Here is a 16612-nt window from a genome sequence, read left to right on the forward strand (position 1 = left end):
CGGTCCGTTGGTCCGTGACAATGGGGCCTCGGTCCCATAAATTAGGCGCCCTGAAAAGGCCCGGTGCTTTTCTAGCCTCATTTCCAGTTAAACGAAGTAGTGAAATATCAATGTCTGATTCCAATACAGAAGAATCCGTAAACGCCTTGTCGTCCAAAGCGGAATACGAAAACGCCATCAATCTTTCACAGCACGTCTCCCAGGCCAAGACCATCAGCGAGATGGTCCTCGATGCTTTCCAGTCCACCAAGGAAAGCGACCAGATCCGCGAATTGCGCGCCGAGATCCGCCAGGCTCACGACCGCTTCGACGACGACCGCGCCTATGAACTCATGGGCCAGCTCAAGCAGCTCAAGGACGCCGAGGCCGCCGACAGCGCCGCCCTCGAAGACCTGAGCAGCAAGTTCCCGATCAGCCGCATCCTGTCCAGCTACAAGGACGATCCGAGCTTCCAGGAGCTGGTCTACGGCCTGGCGCTGAAAGTGCTGAACCAGACCCACCAGGCCATCAGCAGCCCGGGCGGTGGCAAGAGCAAGGCCTCGCGGGCCAAGAAGGAAATGGAAGTGTTCGCCATCAGCAAGGACGGCATCAGCGTCACCCTGCCGATCCGTCCGCGCTCCAAGGCCAACGTCGACCGTGAAGTCTTCGAGTTCCTCGGTTTCGCCTTTGTTGGCGAAGGCGACGAGGCAGAACTGGAAAGCGAAGTGTTCTTCGACAAGGACGGCAACGAACAGCCGGCCACCCGCAAGAACATCGTTACCGCGATCCAGCAGCAGACCGCGTTCGAAGGCTACAGCGCTCTACAGCAGCAATAACCCGTACCCGCGAGCTGGCTCGCGCAGAGGGCGGATTGCGCAACGGCGCAGCACGCCCCCTCAGCGGCTGGCTCCTACGAATGAAAGGCCGGGGCCCCTCAGTTGCCCCGGTAATCGGCGATGGGATACATCGCGCACAAAGCCTCGGTCTGAAGACGGAACTGCTCCTGCAACTCGGGCTCCAGGCGGTACTTCTGCTCGCTGAGGGGTGTCACCTTGTCCAATATCCGGCAAACCAGATCGACCACTTCACGACACCCCACAGGATCGATGTAGCGTTGGGCGATGGAACCCGTGCCGATACACAAGCCATTGGCGACGAATGAAGATCGGGTTTCCCCCAGTGCGCGGTTTTTACTCACCATGATGCCGCATCGCTCCAGTGCCGAGGCGGCAATCGAACCGCTGATGCCCCCCCGCAACCTGAGCAGAATCGTGTGGTTCTCCGTCCCCCCGCCCACGACCTCGTAGTCCTGCGCCATGAATGCGCTGGCCATTGCATCGGCCGTGCTGCGAATCCGCCCCATGTAGGCGTCGAACTCCGGGGACATCGCGTAGCCCAGCGCAGCGGCCTTGGCAGCAATCATGTTGACCGCCGGCGAGCCCTGCATCCTGGGGAATACCGCTCGCTCAAGGACACGACTGAAGCTCGCCCTCAGGCCGGGAACCTTGGTGTCGGCGTCCCGGCCGGAAAGGATGAGGCCACCACGAGGCCCCGCGAGTTGCTTGTGGGTACAAGCGGTGGTGACGTGCGCCACGTCGATCGGGCTCGGATGCCGTCCCGTTGCGACCAGCCCGGCGATATAGGAGATGTCCGCCAGCAGGATGGCCCCGGCCTCATCGGCAATAGCGCGAAAGCGTTGGAAGTCCACGACCCGGGAATAGGCGCTCGCACCGCAGATGATGATGCGCGGACGATGGGCGAGCGCCAGGTGGCGTACCTCTGCGTAATCGATCACGCCCTGCGATGTGGTGCCGTAGCGGATCGCCTTGTAGTGGGTGCCCGTGAAGGCGACAGGGCTGCCGTGGGTCAGATGCCCGCCATGATCGAGGGCCATTCCGAGAATGGTGTCCCCGGGTTCGAGCAGGGCGGCAAGCACCTGGTAGTTGGCGTTCGAGGCGGAGTGTGACTGTACGCTGGCATATTGCGCCCCGAACAGCTCCCGCGCCCTGCGAATCGCCAGAGACTCGACCAGATCGACGTTCTCGCAGCCAACCTGATGGCGCTTGCCTGGTGCGCCCTCGGCGGTGACGTTGACCAGTGCCGAGGCAGACGCCGCGAGGATTCGCGGGTTGGCCGCACAGGAAGATGAAACCAGGGACAGTGTGCGGTGTTGACGCGTGACTTCAGCGTCCAGGATCCCAGCCAGTTCGGCGTCTTCTGCTCGCAGATTCGCCAGACCTTGTCGCAGCAGGTCGGCCTGGTTCCTGAGTAGTTCTGTATAAGCTGCCATCGTTCGGTGTTCCTTCCTTGTCGTTTGCGTGCCACGAACGACAGCACGCTTCCTGGTTTAACGTTCGCGAGCAGCCAATTAATCAAAAAATTAAACATTTTCCAAACAAAATGCTTCTTTTCCGAGGAGTGGGAAGGAACACCGGATTTGCGTTGCGGCTGAATGCTCGCCCTTCAAGGCGATGGCACCGCGCATTTCGGGGCTTTATTGTCATGACTGGGACATGCAACACTTGCCCCCCGCGGCGCCTCGATCCGAACCCTCCCAAGGATTCCGAGCGCGCCCTATACCGACAACGAAATATTCCAGGATGGATGCAGGCTGGCTAAAGGAGCGCTAGCGAGTTGGTACCGACCAAGAAAGAAGCCGACAAGCTCTTGCCGCATCGATCCGACTGTTCTCACTTTTGACGTCGAGCAGTTGAATGTCATGTAAGCCACGCCCTCTATGAAAGACTCTATGCGTGGCGACTATAAGGAAATGGTGAGCATTTGATGCACAGAAGAGAAAGAACAGAGTATTTGAAGAGCAATATCAAGTACCTGATAAAAAGTCGCGGCGAGACGCAACTGTCTTTATGCAATGCCAGCGGCCTGACCAGAACGACCATATACAACATTCTGGAAGGCAAGGTCAGCAACGTACAGCAATCCACCATTCGCAAAATCTCTGATTTCTTCGGTGTCTCCTACGAAGAAATAGAAACCGTCGATTTTGAAGAGAAGGAGATCATCGACAGCAGTATTTCTCCACAAGGAAACATGAACCCGGCGGCGGTTCCGATCCTCAAGGAAAGCCTGCTGATGATCAACATGGACAAACGGATTGGCGAACTGGCCATACTTTATCCATTGACCTATTACTTCGGCGCATCCTACAACTTGATAGCAGTGCTGCTCGAGAATGAGATCAATGGCCTATACGGAGTCGGCGACCTCTTGATCATTCAAAAGGGAACGTCGACCGACGACAAGGAAAAACTGGTCTACGACAGACAGACAAAAAAGCTGTTCATCATCAATGAGCCATGCTCCGACTCAGACCGAGTTTTTGTGGTGGGTGACATCATCGAGGAGCGCTTCAATGACAGCGTATGAAGGCGAACTCGAGAACAGCAAATATAAACTTCTGGGCTTTGAGAACAACAAGAGCCTGGCCGTGATCATGATCATCGCTACAGGCAAAGTCATAAAGATCAAACTGAGCGAAGTGCTTAACAGCGAAATAATGGAAAACCTGAACAAAATGGAAGTTAAAAACATTTACAAGAAATTCTACTCCCAAGGAGGAGCGCTGACCGCATACGACCTGAATGACCGCCACGAAAGCTCATGGATGATTTATATCATTCTCAATCTACTGCTCTTTACCTTCTATATATTCACTAGCATTGCCGCTACCAAACCCATTTATCTTGAATCCCTTGGCATCATTATCACTCCGGGTACCTTCCTTTACCCTCTGACATTCTTGATCGTTGACCTGTTGAACGAGAACTTCGGACTCAGGCTGGCAAGAAAAGCGATCTTCTTTGCCTTTGCCAGCAACGCCATGATTATCATCCTGCTCTATGGCTCGACCTTTCTCCCCGGCCTGCCAGGCTGGAAGCTCGACACCCCGTACAACGACGTGATCATTCATGTGTCATCTGTCCTGGTGGCGTCCTCTGTGTCTTTCCTGGTTTCCGAGAACATAAACTCCTACTTGCTGTGCAAGATAAAAGAGCTGACGAATTCCAGGTTCCTGTTCCTGCGGATATTCTTGAGTACGCTGTTTGCGGTCATTATCGACAGCTTCCTGTTTTGCTACATTGCCTTTTATGGCTCGATGCAAAACAGCGACATCCTGAACATGATTTATGTGCAGATCGCGATCAAGGTGTGCTTTGCCTTCTTCAACATCTTGCCTGCCTATGGAGCAAGATCGCTGTTCAAAAGATACATGACGGACAGCCAGACAAAATAGTACAACCCCTATTGTCTCAAGCTGATGGATTCAACACTCATCCGGCAGGTGGATACAGTGTTGAAATCCATTGGCAGGCTGTCGCTCAAGCCTTCATTGCAAGTTCATCTTGCTTTTCAAGCTATTCATGACTGCTGTCTTGTTCCCCAGATACTCATTCAGCCCTCTGCCACGAAGATTGCAAGCATCGCAATTGGCACAACCGCTGCCAATCACCCCGTTGTAGCAGGTCAGGGTCTGCTCGCGAATCAGGCTCAACTGATTGTGATAATCCGCCAGGGCCCACGTCTGCGCCTTGTTCAGCCACATCAGTGGCGTCTCAAGACGCAGGCGGTATTCCATGCCCAACTCGACGGCCTTGTTCAAGGCCTTTACAAACTCGTCACGGCAATCGGGATAACCAGAGAAGTCCGTCTCACACACCCCGGTAATGACCGTTTCAGCCTTTACCTGGTAGGCATAGATAGAGGCCAGGGTCAGAAACAGAATATTTCTTCCCGGCACGAAAGTGCTGGGCAGGCTTTCGCCTGAACTGTTCACCGTCGGAACCGGAATATTGTCCCGAGTGAGACTGCTGATCGCCAACTCATTGAGCAACGAAGCATCCAGCACTTTGTGGACTGTCGCCCCCAGCTGCTTCGCGAGCTGCTGCGCCACTTCTATTTCTGCGCGATGGCGCTGACCGTAATCAAAGGTAATACAGTGCACTTCATCATAGAGCGGCAATGCGTGGATCAGACAGGTCGTCGAGTCCTGCCCGCCACTGAATACGACAACGGCTTTTTTCTTCATTAATCTGCTTCCTGCATGAGTAAAGTCATTTGAATATTTAAACAGCCCACCGACTGACACTCAATAAAAAGCCCCGCGCTTCTCTCGAAGGCGGGGCTTTTTTACAGCCTTTGCAGCTTATGGCGCGTAGGTCAGCAGCAGTTCGCTCGGTACCTTGAAATCCAGGGACATCATCACGCTCAGCGCGGTGATGGTGAAGATCGAGAACACGAACAGCTTGCGGGCCCAGACGGTGTCGTCCACCGCCTTGTAGCCGGTCCAGGCCATGTACAGCCAGTACATGCCCATCGCGGCCGCGACGGCCAGGTAGCTCATGCCGGCATAACCGCTGAAGGTCAGCATCAGGGTCGCCACCAGGAACGCCAGGATGTAGAGCAGGATGTGCTTCTTGGCCACCAGGATGCCGCGCTTCACTGGCAGCACCGGAATCGATGCGGCCAGGTAATCGTTGAAGCGGAAGATCGCGATGGCGTAGGAATGCGGCATCTGCCACAGGCTGAACATCACCAGCAGGGTCAGCGCGGCCATGTCGAAGCTGTTGCTCACGGCCACGTAACCGATCACCGGCGGCATCGCCCCGGACAGGCTGCCCACCAGCGTGCCGTGCACCGACTTGCGCTTGAGGTACAGGCTGTAGAAGCCGACGTAGATGACAAAGCCGATCACGGCAAACAGCGCCGCCAGCGGATTGGCCACCTTGTACAACAACGCAACGCCGGCGACACCCAGGATGGTCGCGTAGACCAGTGCCACTTTCAGGGAGATCAGGCCCTGAACCAGCACGCGGTTCTTGGTGCGCTCCATCTTCAGGTCGATGTCGCGGTCGATGCAGTTGTTGAACACACAACCGGAAGCTACCACCAGGGACGTGCCGATCATCGCGGCCAGGAAGATGGCCAGATCGACATGTCCCTTGGAGGCCAGGAAAAAACCGCCCGCCACAGAAAGCACGTTACCGAAAATGATCCCCGGTTTGGTGATTTGGATAAAGTGCTTGAGCGACATCGGGTCTTACCTCACTTCGCCATCATGTAGGTGTGGATGCTGAACATGATCCACAACGACAGACCAACCAGCAGGACGATCACCAGGGCAGCGAAGACGAACGCAATCACGTTGTTACGCTGGGCCTCGGAGCGGTCCAGGTGCAGGAAGTACACCAGGTGAACCAGGACCTGGATCACCGCGAAGGCGAGCACGATCATCAGGGTGATGGATTTCGGCAGGGTCGGGTACATCACCAGGCCGAACGGGATGATTGTCAGGATCACCGACAGGATGAAGCCGATGGCGTACGACTTTACGCTGCCGTGGCTGGCATCATGGCTGTCATGGGAGTGTGCATTAGCCATTACATAGTCCCCATCAGGTAAACAACGGTGAAGACGCAGATCCAGACCACGTCCAGGAAGTGCCAGAACAGGCTCAGGCAGCTCAGGCGGGTCTTGTTGGTTGCGGTCAGGCCGTGCTTGTTGACCTGATACATCATGATCGCCATCCAGATCAGGCCAGCGGTCACGTGCAGACCGTGGGTGCCGACCAGGGTGAAGAACCCGGACAGGAAGCCGCTGCGGCTAGGACCGTAGCCTTCGGAGATCAGCAGGTGGAACTCGTTGACCTCCATGCCGATGAAGCCCAGGCCGAACAGGAAGGTCAGGGCCAGCCAGCCCAGGACCTGCTTCTTGTTACCCCGGAAGAACGCCAGCATGGCGAAGCCGTAGGTGATCGAACTGAACAGCAGCAAGGCGGTTTCGCCGAGCACGTAAGGCAGTTCGAAGATGTCGTGGCCCGACGGGCCACCCGCTACGTTGTTTACCAGTACCGCGTACACCGCGAAGATCGACGCAAACAGAATGCAGTCGGTCATCAGGTAGAGCCAGAAACCGTATACGGTCATCTCGCCCGAGTCGTGGTGATGGTCATCGTGCCCATGGTCATCGACATGGGTGTGTCCAGCATTGGTCACTAAGTTCGACATGGTTTAAGCCTGTTCCAACGAGGTTTCTACACGGTTGGCCGGAATCTTCTTCTCGGCTACCAGGCGAGCGTGCTGCTCGGCTTCGATGCGTTCGATCACGTCGACCGGCACCATGTAGCCTTGATCATCGCGAGCCGCGTGGATCACGAAATAGATCACGGTACCGGCCAGGCTAGCGATCGCCAGCCACCAGATATGCCAGATCATCGCGAAACCGAAGACGGTCAGCAGAGCACCCATCACCAGGCCGGTGGCGGTGTTGTTCGGCATGTGGATCGGTTCATAACGAGCCGGCTTCTGGTACGCGGTACCGTTTTCCTTGGCTTCGGTGAACGGGTCGATGCCATTGGCCTTCGGCAGTACGGCGAAGTTGTAGAACGGCGGTGGCGACGAAGTCGACCATTCCAGGGTGTGGGCATTCCACGGGTCGCCGGAAACGGTCTGGTTCTGCTTGCGATCACGCACGCTGACGTACAGCTGGATCAGCTGGCAGGCGATACCGATGGCGATCATCACCGCACCGAACATGGCGACGTACAGGTACGGCACCCACTCAGGGTTGGTAGTGGCGTTCAGACGACGGGTCATGCCCATGAAGCCCAGTGCATAGAGCGGCATGAACGCGACGAAGAAGCCCGAGATCCAGAACCAGAATGCAGCCTTGCCCCAGCCTTCGTGCAGCTTGAAGCCGAACGCTTTCGGGAAGTAGAAGCTGAAGCCAGCGATGTAGCCGAATACAGCACCACCGATGATCACGTTGTGGAAGTGCGCGATCACGAACAGGCTGTTGTGCAGGACGAAGTCAGCACCCGGGATGGCCAGCAGTACGCCGGTCATGCCGCCGATGGCGAAGGTCACCATGAAGCCCAGGGTCCACAGAACCTGGCTGGTGATACGCAGACGGCCGTGGTAGATGGTGAACAGCCAGTTGAACAGCTTCACCCCCGTCGGGATGGAAATCAGCATGGTCGCCAGGCCGAAGAAGGCGTTGACGCTAGCCCCCGAACCCATGGTGAAGAAGTGGTGCAGCCAAACCATGAAGCCCAGTACCGAGATCGCGCCGGAAGCGTAGATCATCGAGTGGTGGCCGAACAGACGCTTGCCCGAGAAGGTCGAGATGACTTCGGAGAAGATACCGAACGCCGGCAGGATCAGGATGTACACCTCAGGGTGACCCCAAGCCCAGAACAGGTTCACGTACATCATTGGATTGCCACCAAGTTCATTGGTGAAAATGTGGAAATCCATGTAACGGTCGAGGGTCAGCAGTGCCAGGGTAGCGGTCAGGATCGGGAACGAAGCCACGATCAGCACGTTGGCCCAGGTGCAGGTCCAGGTGAAGATCGGCATGTCCATCATCTTCATGCCCGGGGTACGCATTTTCAGCACGGTGGCCAGGAAGTTGACCCCCGTCAGCGTCGTCCCTAGCCCGGATAGCTGTAGCGCCCAGATGTAGTAGTCGACACCCACGCCCGGACTGTATTGCAGGCCCGACAGCGGCGGATACGCAACCCAGCCGGTCTTGGCGAATTCGCCGACGCCCAGGGACAGGTTGATCAGCACGACGCCGGAAACCAGCAGCCAGAAGCTCAGGGAGTTGAGGAACGGATAGGCAACGTCACGCGCGCCGATCTGCAGCGGCACTGCAAGGTTCATCAGGCCGGTGAAGAATGGCATCGCCATGAAGATGATCATGATCACACCGTGGGCGGTGAAGATCTGGTCATAGTGTTCAGGAGGCAGGTAGCCCGGCGAACCCTCGGTGGCCATGGCCAGCTGGGTACGCATCATGATCGCGTCGGCAAAACCGCGCAGGAGCATGACCATGGCGACGATGATGTACATCACGCCGATTTTCTTGTGGTCGACCGAAGTCAGCCATTCGGTCCACAGGTAGGACCACTTCTTGAAGTACGTGATACCCGCGACAAGCGCCAGACCACCGAGGATGATCATGGCAACGGTCACCATGACAATCGGCTCGTGGAACGGTATCGCGTCCAGACTTAATTTACCAAACATCGTTTACTCCTCTGCCCCAGCAGCTGAATGCGAGCTCATGTCAGTCCCTTCCACAGCGGCCACTTCTTTCTTCTCGTGCTTGACCGGCTTGCCTGGTTTCATGCCTTCATACTTGTCGACAATTTTCTGAAACAGGTCCGGCGTGTACGAGGAGTACAGCGCGACAGGGTTGTTCTGGCTTGGTTTGGCAAGGGCTTCGTATTCAGCTTGATCAAGCTGTTTAGGTGCGGCCTTGACTTCGGCTACCCAGGCGTCGAAATCTTCCTGGCTCGTCGAGATCGCTTTGAATTTCATGCCGGTGAAGCCAGCGCCACTGTAGTTAGCGGAGATGCCTTCCATTTCAGCTTTCTGGTTGGCGATCAGGTGCAGCTTGGTCTGCATGCCTGCCATCGCGTAGATCTGGCCGCCCAGAGCAGGGATGAAGAACGAGTTCATCACAGCGTCGGAGGTGATCTTGAAGTTCAGCGGAGTGTGCTCCGGGAACCGGATTTGGTTAACAGTGGCGATACCCTGGTCCGGGTAGATGAACAGCCACTTCCAGTCCAGCGCGACCACTTCGATGTTGATCGGCTTGGCGTCGGATTCCAGCGGACGATACGGGTCCAGCGCGTGGGTGGACTTGTAGGTCACATAACCCAGGGCAATGATGATGAGGATCGGGACCAGCCACACCGCGATTTCGATCTTGGTGGAGTGCGACCACTTAGGCGCGTAGGTCGCGTTGGTGTTGGACGCACGGTATTTCCAGGCAAACGCGAAGGTCATCACGATCACCGGAATCACGACCAACAGCATCAGCAGGGTGGCGGTGATGATCAGGTTTCGTTCATCCAGACCGACCTGTCCTTTCGGGTCGAGCAAGGTCCACTTGCAGCCTCCCAGCATTAACATCATGCCAAGCAGCGGCAAAAAGCCTAGTAATCGGGGGTACCTGTTTTTACTCATCTCACGACCTCTAAAGCAGCTTGCGCAATGCAGTTGGGTTTTGATGGCCAACACTTCACCGTGCCAAGGGTTGGCATTTTTTCTTCGATTGAATAAGGGCCTGCCCGGCGCGTTACGCGCTGTTTGACAAATCCTGGGCTAGCAGTGAGTTCTTATTCGAATTCGTGGTCAAAGGCCTTGTTACAGACCAATTCCATTTGGTGCGGATATTTGGAAGGTGCCGACACCTGGGGTCGCATGGAGCGTCCAACGCCCCTCGACCGCCGTCGTAAGCTCAGGGGTGAGCAGCGCCGGAAATTCAGTGCGGGCGATTGTAGATATGTAGCGTTTTATAAACCATGTCTTATCCCGAAATAATTTTTATCGGTTCGCGCAACAATACGTGGCGATTATTGCAACGGGTCGCGATCATATCGATATTCATTCGCAATAAAAAGCCCCAAAAACGCCTTCCAGCCAGGTCGAAAAAGGGACCTTCCACCCGCGCAAAATCCACCGATGGCATCGCGCTATCCCTTGTAAAACGAGGGCTGAAACGATTTATTTAGATAGCCGGCTATGGGTGTTTTGCCGCTCACCACGCCGACACGAACTGACAGACTTTTTTCGCTCCTGGTGCAAGAAAAATCGTCTCGACGTCATCCGCTGAAACACAGCTGCGACACCGCCATGTGACAACATGTCGCACTTTTATCGCGCATCCGATTGCCCCATATCAGGCCCCTTTCGCACATTGTCCTACACGCAAAAAAGCCCCGCTCCCGAACATCGGGACCGGGGCTTTTTTGCGCCGGATCAGGCGCTTTTGCGACGGTTACGAATGATGCCCAGCGGCACCAGCACCAGGGTCAGCACAAAGGCCACCAGCGCCCATTGCGCCAGGGACAGGCCCAGCACCGGCGGGTACGGCGTGGAGCAGAAGCCATCGACCTGGAAGCCCAGGGGGAAGACGGTCGCCAGCGGCAGGCTGTCAACGATCGGCTGCAGCACATCGATGCCGCAGCTGACCGCGGGGTTGGCCTGGGTGTAGACGTGATGCCCCGCCACCGCCGCGCCGAACAGCGCGCTGATCATCACCAGGGCTTCCAGCAGGGTGAGGCTGCGACGGTTGCGCATGGCCGCGCCGATGAAAGCGAAAATCGCGATCAGCAGAAACGCATAGCGCTGCAGGATGCACAGCGGGCAAGGCGCCTCGCCCAGCACCACCTGCATGTACAGCGCGCCGCCGATCAGCGCCAGGCAGATCACCCCCAGCAACACCAGAAAGCGTCGCTCGCGCCCCAAGCGCAGTGTGTCGTCAGTCATCCTCAATTCCTTTCTGTCTGTGGCTCAACCCGACGGCAGCGTTTGCAACTGCTGCATCAGGCTGAGGTTGTCTTCGATATGCCAATTGGCCGTGATCCGGCCATCGGCGATCTGATAGATATCGGTTGCCCGGAAGTCTACACGCTGACCATGACCTTTGAGTGCATTGAAGGTCCCGCTGAAGTGCCCGCGAAAATGCAGATGCAGCACCACCCGATCCCCGGCCACGATCATCTGCTCGATTTGTGCGCTCAGGTCCGGCACCGCCGTACGAAAGAACCGCGACGCCAGCAGCGGTCCGGTCGGGCCCTGGACCCGCCCTGCAGGCGGCGTCATATCGACGAAGTTCTCCGCCAGCGCGGCCTTGGCCAGGCTTTCATCGCCGCTGTTCCAGAAACTGCCGTAGCGCCGCGCGGCCAGTTCCATGGCTTCACGCTGGACCTTGGGCAGGCTCTGATCGACGATCAGGGTCTGCGCCTGGAGCAAGGCCGGCTCGGCGAAAACCAGGGGACTGGCGAGCAGGGTTGCGGCCAGGGTGATGCGGGGAATGGCTGAGAGTTGCATGGAATGATCCTGATCAGTGCGAACGAGCGCCTATCATCAGCATCGGGGAATTAACGATAAACAGGTTAAGAACGGATTAACCTTTAAAGGATTTTTACGAGTGCGGCCCTTGTAGCCGCTGGCGCAGCCTGCGATCGGTTGCGCAGCGACCGCCAGCCTGAGCTCGCGGTTTGCCTGGTGTACTCGGGGGGATAGTGTTGCGAGCGCTGCGCGCTCGATCGCAGGCTGCGCCAGCGGCTACAAGAAGCCAGCCTCCCGGCGGAGGCTGGCCGGTGGGGTTACTCCAGTGCCGCGGCCGGGCCGAAGAACTCGTAGCGGCTTTGTTCTTCCGGTACGCCCAGGGCCTTGAGGTGGCGCTTGATCGCCGCCATGAAGGCTTTCGGGCCGAGGAAGTAGGCGTCCAGGTCACGCTCCTGCGGCAACCATTCGGCCAGTTGCTCCTGGCTCAGCAGGCCGACCTTGTCCGCCACCGGGCTGACACCGTCGTCTTCGGCATAGCAGTAGAAGCGCTTGAGTTGCGGATGACGCGCGGCCAGGCCATCGACCCAATCGCGGAACGCATGCACCCCACCATTGCGCGCGCAGTGGATAAAGTGCACCGGACGCTGGCTGGCCAATGCGGCTTCAAGCATCGGCAAGGTCGGAGTGATACCGACGCCACCGCTGATCAGCACCAGCGGCTTCTCGCTGTCCGCCAGGGTGAATTCGCCCGCCGGCGGGAACAGCTGGATGCTGGCGCCAACCTGCATCTGGTCGTGCAAATAGTTGGAAGCGCGGCCACCGGCTTCGCGCTTGACGCTGATGCGGTACTGGCCGGCGTCGGACAGGGCCGACAGCGAGTAGTTGCGGCGGATTTCCTCGCCATCGAGGAACAGTTGCATGCCGATGTACTGACCCGGCTCGGCGGCGAGAATCGGGCCGTTATCCACAGGTTCGAAATAGAACGAGGTAATTTCCGCGCTCTCCTGCTCCCGGCGGACCAGCTTGAATTCCCGCGCGCCGCGCCAGCCGCCCGGGGCCTGGGCCTTCTGGTCGTAGATCGCGCCTTCGGCACCGATCAGGATGTCCGCCAGCTGGTTATAGGCCGCGCCCCAGGCGCTCATCACCGCCGGCGTGGCGATCTCTTCGCCCAGCACTTCGGAGATGGCGCGCAGCAGGCAGCTGCCGACGATCGGGTAATGCTCCGGCAGGATCTGCAGGGCTACGTGCTTGTTGATGATCTTCGCCACCAGGTCGCCCAACTGGTCGAGCTGGTCGATGTGCCGGGCGTACATCAATACGCCGTTGGCCAGGGCCCGTGGCTGGTCGCCGCTGGCCTGGTGCGCCTGGTTGAACAGCGGACGCACTTGCGGATACTCGGAGAGCATCATCCGGTAGAAGTGGGTGATCAGGGCTTCGCCACCGCTTTCCAGCAGCGGCACGGTGGATTTGATGATGGCACGATCTTCGACGCTAAGCATAGGTACTACTCCTGAGCTTTCTGACTACTTGCAGGTTGCCCTTTACCTATCAGTTTCCGTGCCAAAAATAAAATCCATATAAATCAATAATTTAAAATACTTGTAGTCATATCGACAAAGCCGCACTTATAGTCATTAAGACCATACGGAGTCATTATGACCGCAAAATCCCTGCTCACCGCCTTGTTGCCACTGGTCTCCGACCTGTCCCGCGAACTGCCCGAAGGCGAGCGCTACCGCCGCCTGCTGGAAGCCATGCGCGCCCTGCTGCCCTGCGACGCCGCCGCGCTGCTGCGCCTGGATGGCGAATGGCTGGTGCCGCTGGCGGTGGACGGCCTGAGCACCGACACCCTGGGCCGGCGTTTCAAGGTCAGCGAGCACCCGCGTTTTGCTGCCCTGCTCAGCCATCCCGGCCCTACCCGCTTCGCCAGCGACAGCGACTTGCCGGACCCTTACGACGGCTTGGTGGATGGCCTTCATGAACACCTGGAAGTCCACGACTGCATGGGCTGCCCACTGTTTATCGACGAGCGCCCCTGGGGCCTGCTGACCCTGGATGCCCTCGACCCGCAGAGCTTCGAACCCATCGAACTGGATGCCCTGCAGGCCTTCGCCAGCCTGGCGGCGGCCACCGTCAACGCCGCCGAGCGCATCGAGCGCCTGGCCCTGCGCGCCGAAGACGAACACCAGCGCGCCGAGGTCTATCGCCAGGCCAGCGGCCAGAATCGCGAGATGATCGGCCAGAGCAAGGCCCACAAACGCCTATTGGAGGAAATCGGCCTGGTCGGCGGCAGCGACCTGACGGTGCTGATCACCGGCGAAACCGGGGTCGGCAAGGAACTGGTGGCCCAGGCCATCCACGCCGCCTCGCCCCGAGCCGACAAGCCGCTGATCAGCCTCAACTGCGCCGCCCTGCCCGACACCCTGGTGGAAAGCGAACTGTTCGGCCACGTACGGGGCGCCTTTACCGGCGCCACCAACGACCGTCGCGGCAAATTCGAGCTGGCCAATGGCGGCACGCTGTTTCTCGACGAAGTGGGCGAATTGTCGCTGACCGTGCAGGCCAAGCTGCTGCGCGTGCTGCAAAGCGGCCAGCTGCAACGCCTGGGGTCGGACCAGGAACATCAGGTCGACGTGCGGCTGATCGCCGCCACCAACCGCGACCTGGCCGAAGAAGTGCGCAGCGGTCGTTATCGCGCGGACTTCTATCACCGCCTCAGCGTCTACCCGCTGCTGGTGCCGGCCCTGCGCGACCGCGGCCGCGATGTGTTGCTGCTCAGCGGCTACTTCCTCGAGCAGAATCGCTCGCGCATGGGCCTGGGCAGCCTGCGCCTGACCAGCGATGCCCAGGCGGCGCTGCTGGCCTATGCCTGGCCGGGCAACGTCCGTGAACTGGAACACCTGATCGGCCGCAGCGCCCTCAAGGCCCTGGGCAACTGCCGCGAACGGCCGAAGATCCTCAGCCTGAGCGCCGCCGACCTGGACCTACCAGACGCCTCGGCGCCGACCGCGCCCCAGGCGCCGGCCCCAACAGAGCTAGCAGACACTCCAAGCATCGGCGATCTGCGCCAGGCCACCGAAAACTATCAGCGCCAACTGATCAGCACTTGTCTTGAACGCCACCAGCACAACTGGGCCAGCGCCGCCCGCGAGCTGGGCCTGGACCGCGCCAACCTGGGGCGCATGGCCAAGCGCCTGGGACTGAAATAAACAGCGCGAACCTTTGCAGGAGCGAACGTGCTCCTACACTGTCGCAATAGATCCGCAAACCGACAAAGCCGCTAAAGCCAGCCCTCCACGCGTCGATAACCCGTTATCGCTAGCTGTTCGCGGCCCATGGCGCGAACCACCTGTTTTCCACAGAAGGTTTTTATGTCTTCCAACAAAGCCCGCGCAGATTCCCTTTCGCTTCTGCTGTTCACCTTGCGCAGCGGCAAGCTGATGGCAATCAACCTGCTCAAAGTCAGTGAAATCATCCCCTGCCCACCGCTGACCAAACTGCCGGAATCGCACCCGCATGTGAAAGGCATCGCCACCCTGCGCGGCAATTCGCTGTCGGTCATCGACCTGAGCCGGGCCATCGGCGAAAGGCCGCTGGAAGACCCGGAGGGCGGCTGCCTGATCGTCACCGACGTCAGCCGCTCCAAGCAGGGCTTGCATGTGCAGGCGGTGAGCAAGATCGTGCATTGCCTGACCACCGATATCCGCCCGCCGCCCTATGGCTCCGGCGGGGTCAAGTCCTATATCACCGGGGTCACCCAGGTCGACGGTACCCTGGTGCAAGTGCTGGACATCGAGAAAGTCATCCACGGCATCGCCCCGGCGCAGATCGAAACCGCGCCGACCGAGCTGAGCATGGAAGACGCCGAACTGCTGGGTAACGCGCGGATCCTGGTGGTCGACGACAGCCAGGTAGCCCTGCAGCAGTCGGTGCATACCCTGCGCAACCTCGGCCTGCAATGCCACACCGCGCGCAGCGCCAAGGAGGCCATCGACTGCCTGCTGGACCTGCAAGGCACCGCCCAGGAGATCAACCTGATCGTCTCGGACATCGAGATGTCGGAGATGGACGGTTACGCCCTGACCCGCACTCTGCGCGAGACCCCGGACTTCGCCCACCTCTACATCTTGCTGCATACCTCGCTGGACAGCGCCATGAACGCGGAAAAGGCCCGCCTGGCCGGCGCCAACGCGGTGCTGACCAAGTTCTCCTCGCCGGACCTGACCCGCTGCCTGATCGAAGCGGCCCGTCACGTCGCCGCCCAGAGCGCCTGAGCCATGGCCGACAAGTACTGCCTGCTGATGCGCCGCGACCTGACCGGACAACCGGCGCCCGCCAGCTGGCCGGCCGCCTTTAGCCTCTACAGCTATCGACCGGAACTGGCCGAAGCGGTGCATGGCCTGATGCATCTTGGCTACCAGGATGGCGGCGGCCGCGTGCCGGAGCTGGACAGCTGGCGCCAACGTTTCGAAAGCGACGCCGAATACGACCCGCAATTGTGCCTGGTGGCCCAGGATGCCGAGGGCGTCGTCGGGGTGATCCAGTGCTGGACCAGTGCCTATATCAAGGATCTGGTGGTGCATCCGCGGGCCCGCGGCCAGGGACTGGGCCGGGCCTTGCTGCTGCAGGCCTTCGAGGTCTTCCGCCAGCGCCGCGAAGCCTTTGTCGACCTGCGGGTGCTGGAAGACAACCAGCGAGCTCGCGGGCTGTACGACAGCGTCGGCATGGTCGCCATCCGCCGCGAGCAGGTTCCCCACACGCCGCTGTAACGCCTGTAGCCGCTGCCGCAGGCTGCGATAAGGCCGAAGGCC

General features: G+C 59.0%; 16 protein-coding genes. 6 read left to right on the forward strand and 10 right to left on the reverse strand.

The genetic code is table 11. The features are described from left to right. Positions 1–110: 110 nt before the first annotated feature. On the forward strand, positions 111–815 hold the full coding sequence (locus tag C4K38_RS26165) for a hypothetical protein (RefSeq protein ID WP_053280778.1): 705 nt from the start codon (positions 111–113) through the stop codon (positions 813–815). A 98-nt stretch (positions 816–913) separates the two neighbouring features. On the opposite strand, the gene C4K38_RS26170 is transcribed toward C4K38_RS26165, so the two are convergent. After that, complete coding sequence (locus tag C4K38_RS26170) at positions 914–2269, reverse strand: serine hydroxymethyltransferase (RefSeq protein ID WP_053280779.1); 1356 nt, start codon at positions 2267–2269, stop codon at positions 914–916. Between the two features lie 494 nt (positions 2270–2763). Here C4K38_RS26170 and C4K38_RS26175 point away from each other — a divergent pair, with 494 nt between their 5' ends. Both C4K38_RS26175 and C4K38_RS26180 read left to right on the forward strand, forming a co-directional pair. Next, the gene (locus tag C4K38_RS26175; protein WP_053280780.1) at positions 2764–3366 is read left to right on the forward strand and encodes a helix-turn-helix transcriptional regulator; all 603 of its coding nucleotides are present in this window, start codon (positions 2764–2766) and stop codon (positions 3364–3366) included. Continuing rightward, entirely contained in the window at positions 3353–4234 is an 882-nt protein-coding gene (locus C4K38_RS26180) for a queuosine precursor transporter (RefSeq protein ID WP_053280781.1), read from the forward strand. Before C4K38_RS26175 ends, C4K38_RS26180 begins: the two co-directional genes overlap by 14 nt. Before the next feature lie 93 nt (positions 4235–4327). On the opposite strand, the gene queC is transcribed toward C4K38_RS26180, so the two are convergent. The 9 genes from queC to hmpA all read right to left on the reverse strand — a co-directional run bounded on the left by queC (position 4328) and on the right by hmpA (position 13300). Then, positions 4328–5026, reverse strand: coding sequence for a 7-cyano-7-deazaguanine synthase QueC (queC, locus tag C4K38_RS26185; protein WP_053280782.1), 699 nt, complete (start codon positions 5024–5026; stop codon positions 4328–4330). A gap of 117 nt (positions 5027–5143) precedes the next feature. Continuing rightward, a complete protein-coding gene (gene cyoE / locus C4K38_RS26190; protein WP_025806166.1) occupies positions 5144–6031 on the reverse strand; it encodes a heme o synthase in 888 nt (295 codons plus the stop codon). A gap of 11 nt (positions 6032–6042) precedes the next feature. Then, the gene (gene cyoD, locus C4K38_RS26195) at positions 6043–6378 is read right to left on the reverse strand and encodes a cytochrome o ubiquinol oxidase subunit IV (protein ID WP_053280783.1); all 336 of its coding nucleotides are present in this window, start codon (positions 6376–6378) and stop codon (positions 6043–6045) included. Continuing rightward, on the reverse strand, positions 6378–7004 hold the full coding sequence (locus tag C4K38_RS26200; RefSeq protein ID WP_053280784.1) for a cytochrome o ubiquinol oxidase subunit III: 627 nt from the start codon (positions 7002–7004) through the stop codon (positions 6378–6380). The genes cyoD and C4K38_RS26200 overlap by 1 nt, the downstream gene beginning before the upstream one ends. A gap of 3 nt (positions 7005–7007) precedes the next feature. After that, entirely contained in the window at positions 7008–9026 is a 2019-nt protein-coding gene (gene cyoB, locus C4K38_RS26205) for a cytochrome o ubiquinol oxidase subunit I (RefSeq protein ID WP_007929700.1), read from the reverse strand. Between the two features lie 3 nt (positions 9027–9029). Further along, entirely contained in the window at positions 9030–9971 is a 942-nt protein-coding gene (gene cyoA / locus C4K38_RS26210; RefSeq protein ID WP_009050698.1) for a ubiquinol oxidase subunit II, read from the reverse strand. A 795-nt stretch (positions 9972–10766) separates the two neighbouring features. Beyond that, positions 10767–11276, reverse strand: coding sequence for a disulfide bond formation protein B (locus C4K38_RS26220; RefSeq protein WP_053280785.1), 510 nt, complete (start codon positions 11274–11276; stop codon positions 10767–10769). A gap of 24 nt (positions 11277–11300) precedes the next feature. Continuing rightward, entirely contained in the window at positions 11301–11840 is a 540-nt protein-coding gene (locus C4K38_RS26225; RefSeq protein WP_053280786.1) for an ester cyclase, read from the reverse strand. A 278-nt stretch (positions 11841–12118) separates the two neighbouring features. Then, positions 12119–13300 (reverse strand): NO-inducible flavohemoprotein, encoded by a 1182-nt coding sequence (hmpA, locus tag C4K38_RS26230; RefSeq protein WP_053280787.1) that lies wholly within the window; start codon positions 13298–13300, stop codon positions 12119–12121. Positions 13301–13456: 156 nt separating this feature from the next. Here hmpA and norR point away from each other — a divergent pair, with 156 nt between their 5' ends. The 3 genes from norR to C4K38_RS26245 all read left to right on the forward strand — a co-directional run bounded on the left by norR (position 13457) and on the right by C4K38_RS26245 (position 16570). Then, positions 13457–15010: a nitric oxide reductase transcriptional regulator NorR gene (norR, locus tag C4K38_RS26235; protein ID WP_053280788.1), complete on the forward strand. Its 1554-nt coding sequence runs from the start codon at positions 13457–13459 to the stop codon at positions 15008–15010. 162 nt (positions 15011–15172) lie between these two features. Beyond that, entirely contained in the window at positions 15173–16075 is a 903-nt protein-coding gene (locus C4K38_RS26240; protein WP_053280789.1) for a chemotaxis protein CheV, read from the forward strand. Positions 16076–16078: 3 nt separating this feature from the next. Further along, the gene (locus tag C4K38_RS26245; protein ID WP_053280790.1) at positions 16079–16570 is read left to right on the forward strand and encodes a GNAT family N-acetyltransferase; all 492 of its coding nucleotides are present in this window, start codon (positions 16079–16081) and stop codon (positions 16568–16570) included. The last annotated feature ends 42 nt before the right edge of the window (positions 16571–16612 follow it).

Source organism: Pseudomonas chlororaphis subsp. piscium (genome assembly GCF_003850345.1).
GTDB classification, from domain to species: Bacteria; Pseudomonadota; Gammaproteobacteria; order Pseudomonadales; family Pseudomonadaceae; genus Aquipseudomonas; species Aquipseudomonas piscium.

What these genes read in the sequence shown, in the direction of transcription:
- hmpA (WP_053280787.1), bottom strand. Translation starts at nt 13,300, where the DNA reads ATGCTTAGCGTCGAAGATCGTGCCATCATCAAATCCACCGTGCCGCTG.
- C4K38_RS26220 (WP_053280785.1), bottom strand. Translation starts at nt 11,276, where the DNA reads ATGACTGACGACACACTGCGCTTGGGGCGCGAGCGACGCTTTCTGGTG.
- cyoD (WP_053280783.1), bottom strand. Translation starts at nt 6,378, where the DNA reads ATGGCTAATGCACACTCCCATGACAGCCATGATGCCAGCCACGGCAGC.
- queC (WP_053280782.1), bottom strand. Translation starts at nt 5,026, where the DNA reads ATGAAGAAAAAAGCCGTTGTCGTATTCAGTGGCGGGCAGGACTCGACG.
- C4K38_RS26225 (WP_053280786.1), bottom strand. Translation starts at nt 11,840, where the DNA reads ATGCAACTCTCAGCCATTCCCCGCATCACCCTGGCCGCAACCCTGCTC.
- cyoB (WP_007929700.1), bottom strand. Translation starts at nt 9,026, where the DNA reads ATGTTTGGTAAATTAAGTCTGGACGCGATACCGTTCCACGAGCCGATT.
- C4K38_RS26245 (WP_053280790.1), top strand. Translation starts at nt 16,079, where the DNA reads ATGGCCGACAAGTACTGCCTGCTGATGCGCCGCGACCTGACCGGACAA.
- C4K38_RS26165 (WP_053280778.1), top strand. Translation starts at nt 111, where the DNA reads ATGTCTGATTCCAATACAGAAGAATCCGTAAACGCCTTGTCGTCCAAA.
- C4K38_RS26170 (WP_053280779.1), bottom strand. Translation starts at nt 2,269, where the DNA reads ATGGCAGCTTATACAGAACTACTCAGGAACCAGGCCGACCTGCTGCGA.
- cyoA (WP_009050698.1), bottom strand. Translation starts at nt 9,971, where the DNA reads ATGAGTAAAAACAGGTACCCCCGATTACTAGGCTTTTTGCCGCTGCTT.
- C4K38_RS26200 (WP_053280784.1), bottom strand. Translation starts at nt 7,004, where the DNA reads ATGTCGAACTTAGTGACCAATGCTGGACACACCCATGTCGATGACCAT.
- C4K38_RS26175 (WP_053280780.1), top strand. Translation starts at nt 2,764, where the DNA reads ATGCACAGAAGAGAAAGAACAGAGTATTTGAAGAGCAATATCAAGTAC.
- cyoE (WP_025806166.1), bottom strand. Translation starts at nt 6,031, where the DNA reads ATGTCGCTCAAGCACTTTATCCAAATCACCAAACCGGGGATCATTTTC.
- C4K38_RS26240 (WP_053280789.1), top strand. Translation starts at nt 15,173, where the DNA reads ATGTCTTCCAACAAAGCCCGCGCAGATTCCCTTTCGCTTCTGCTGTTC.
- C4K38_RS26180 (WP_053280781.1), top strand. Translation starts at nt 3,353, where the DNA reads ATGACAGCGTATGAAGGCGAACTCGAGAACAGCAAATATAAACTTCTG.
- norR (WP_053280788.1), top strand. Translation starts at nt 13,457, where the DNA reads ATGACCGCAAAATCCCTGCTCACCGCCTTGTTGCCACTGGTCTCCGAC.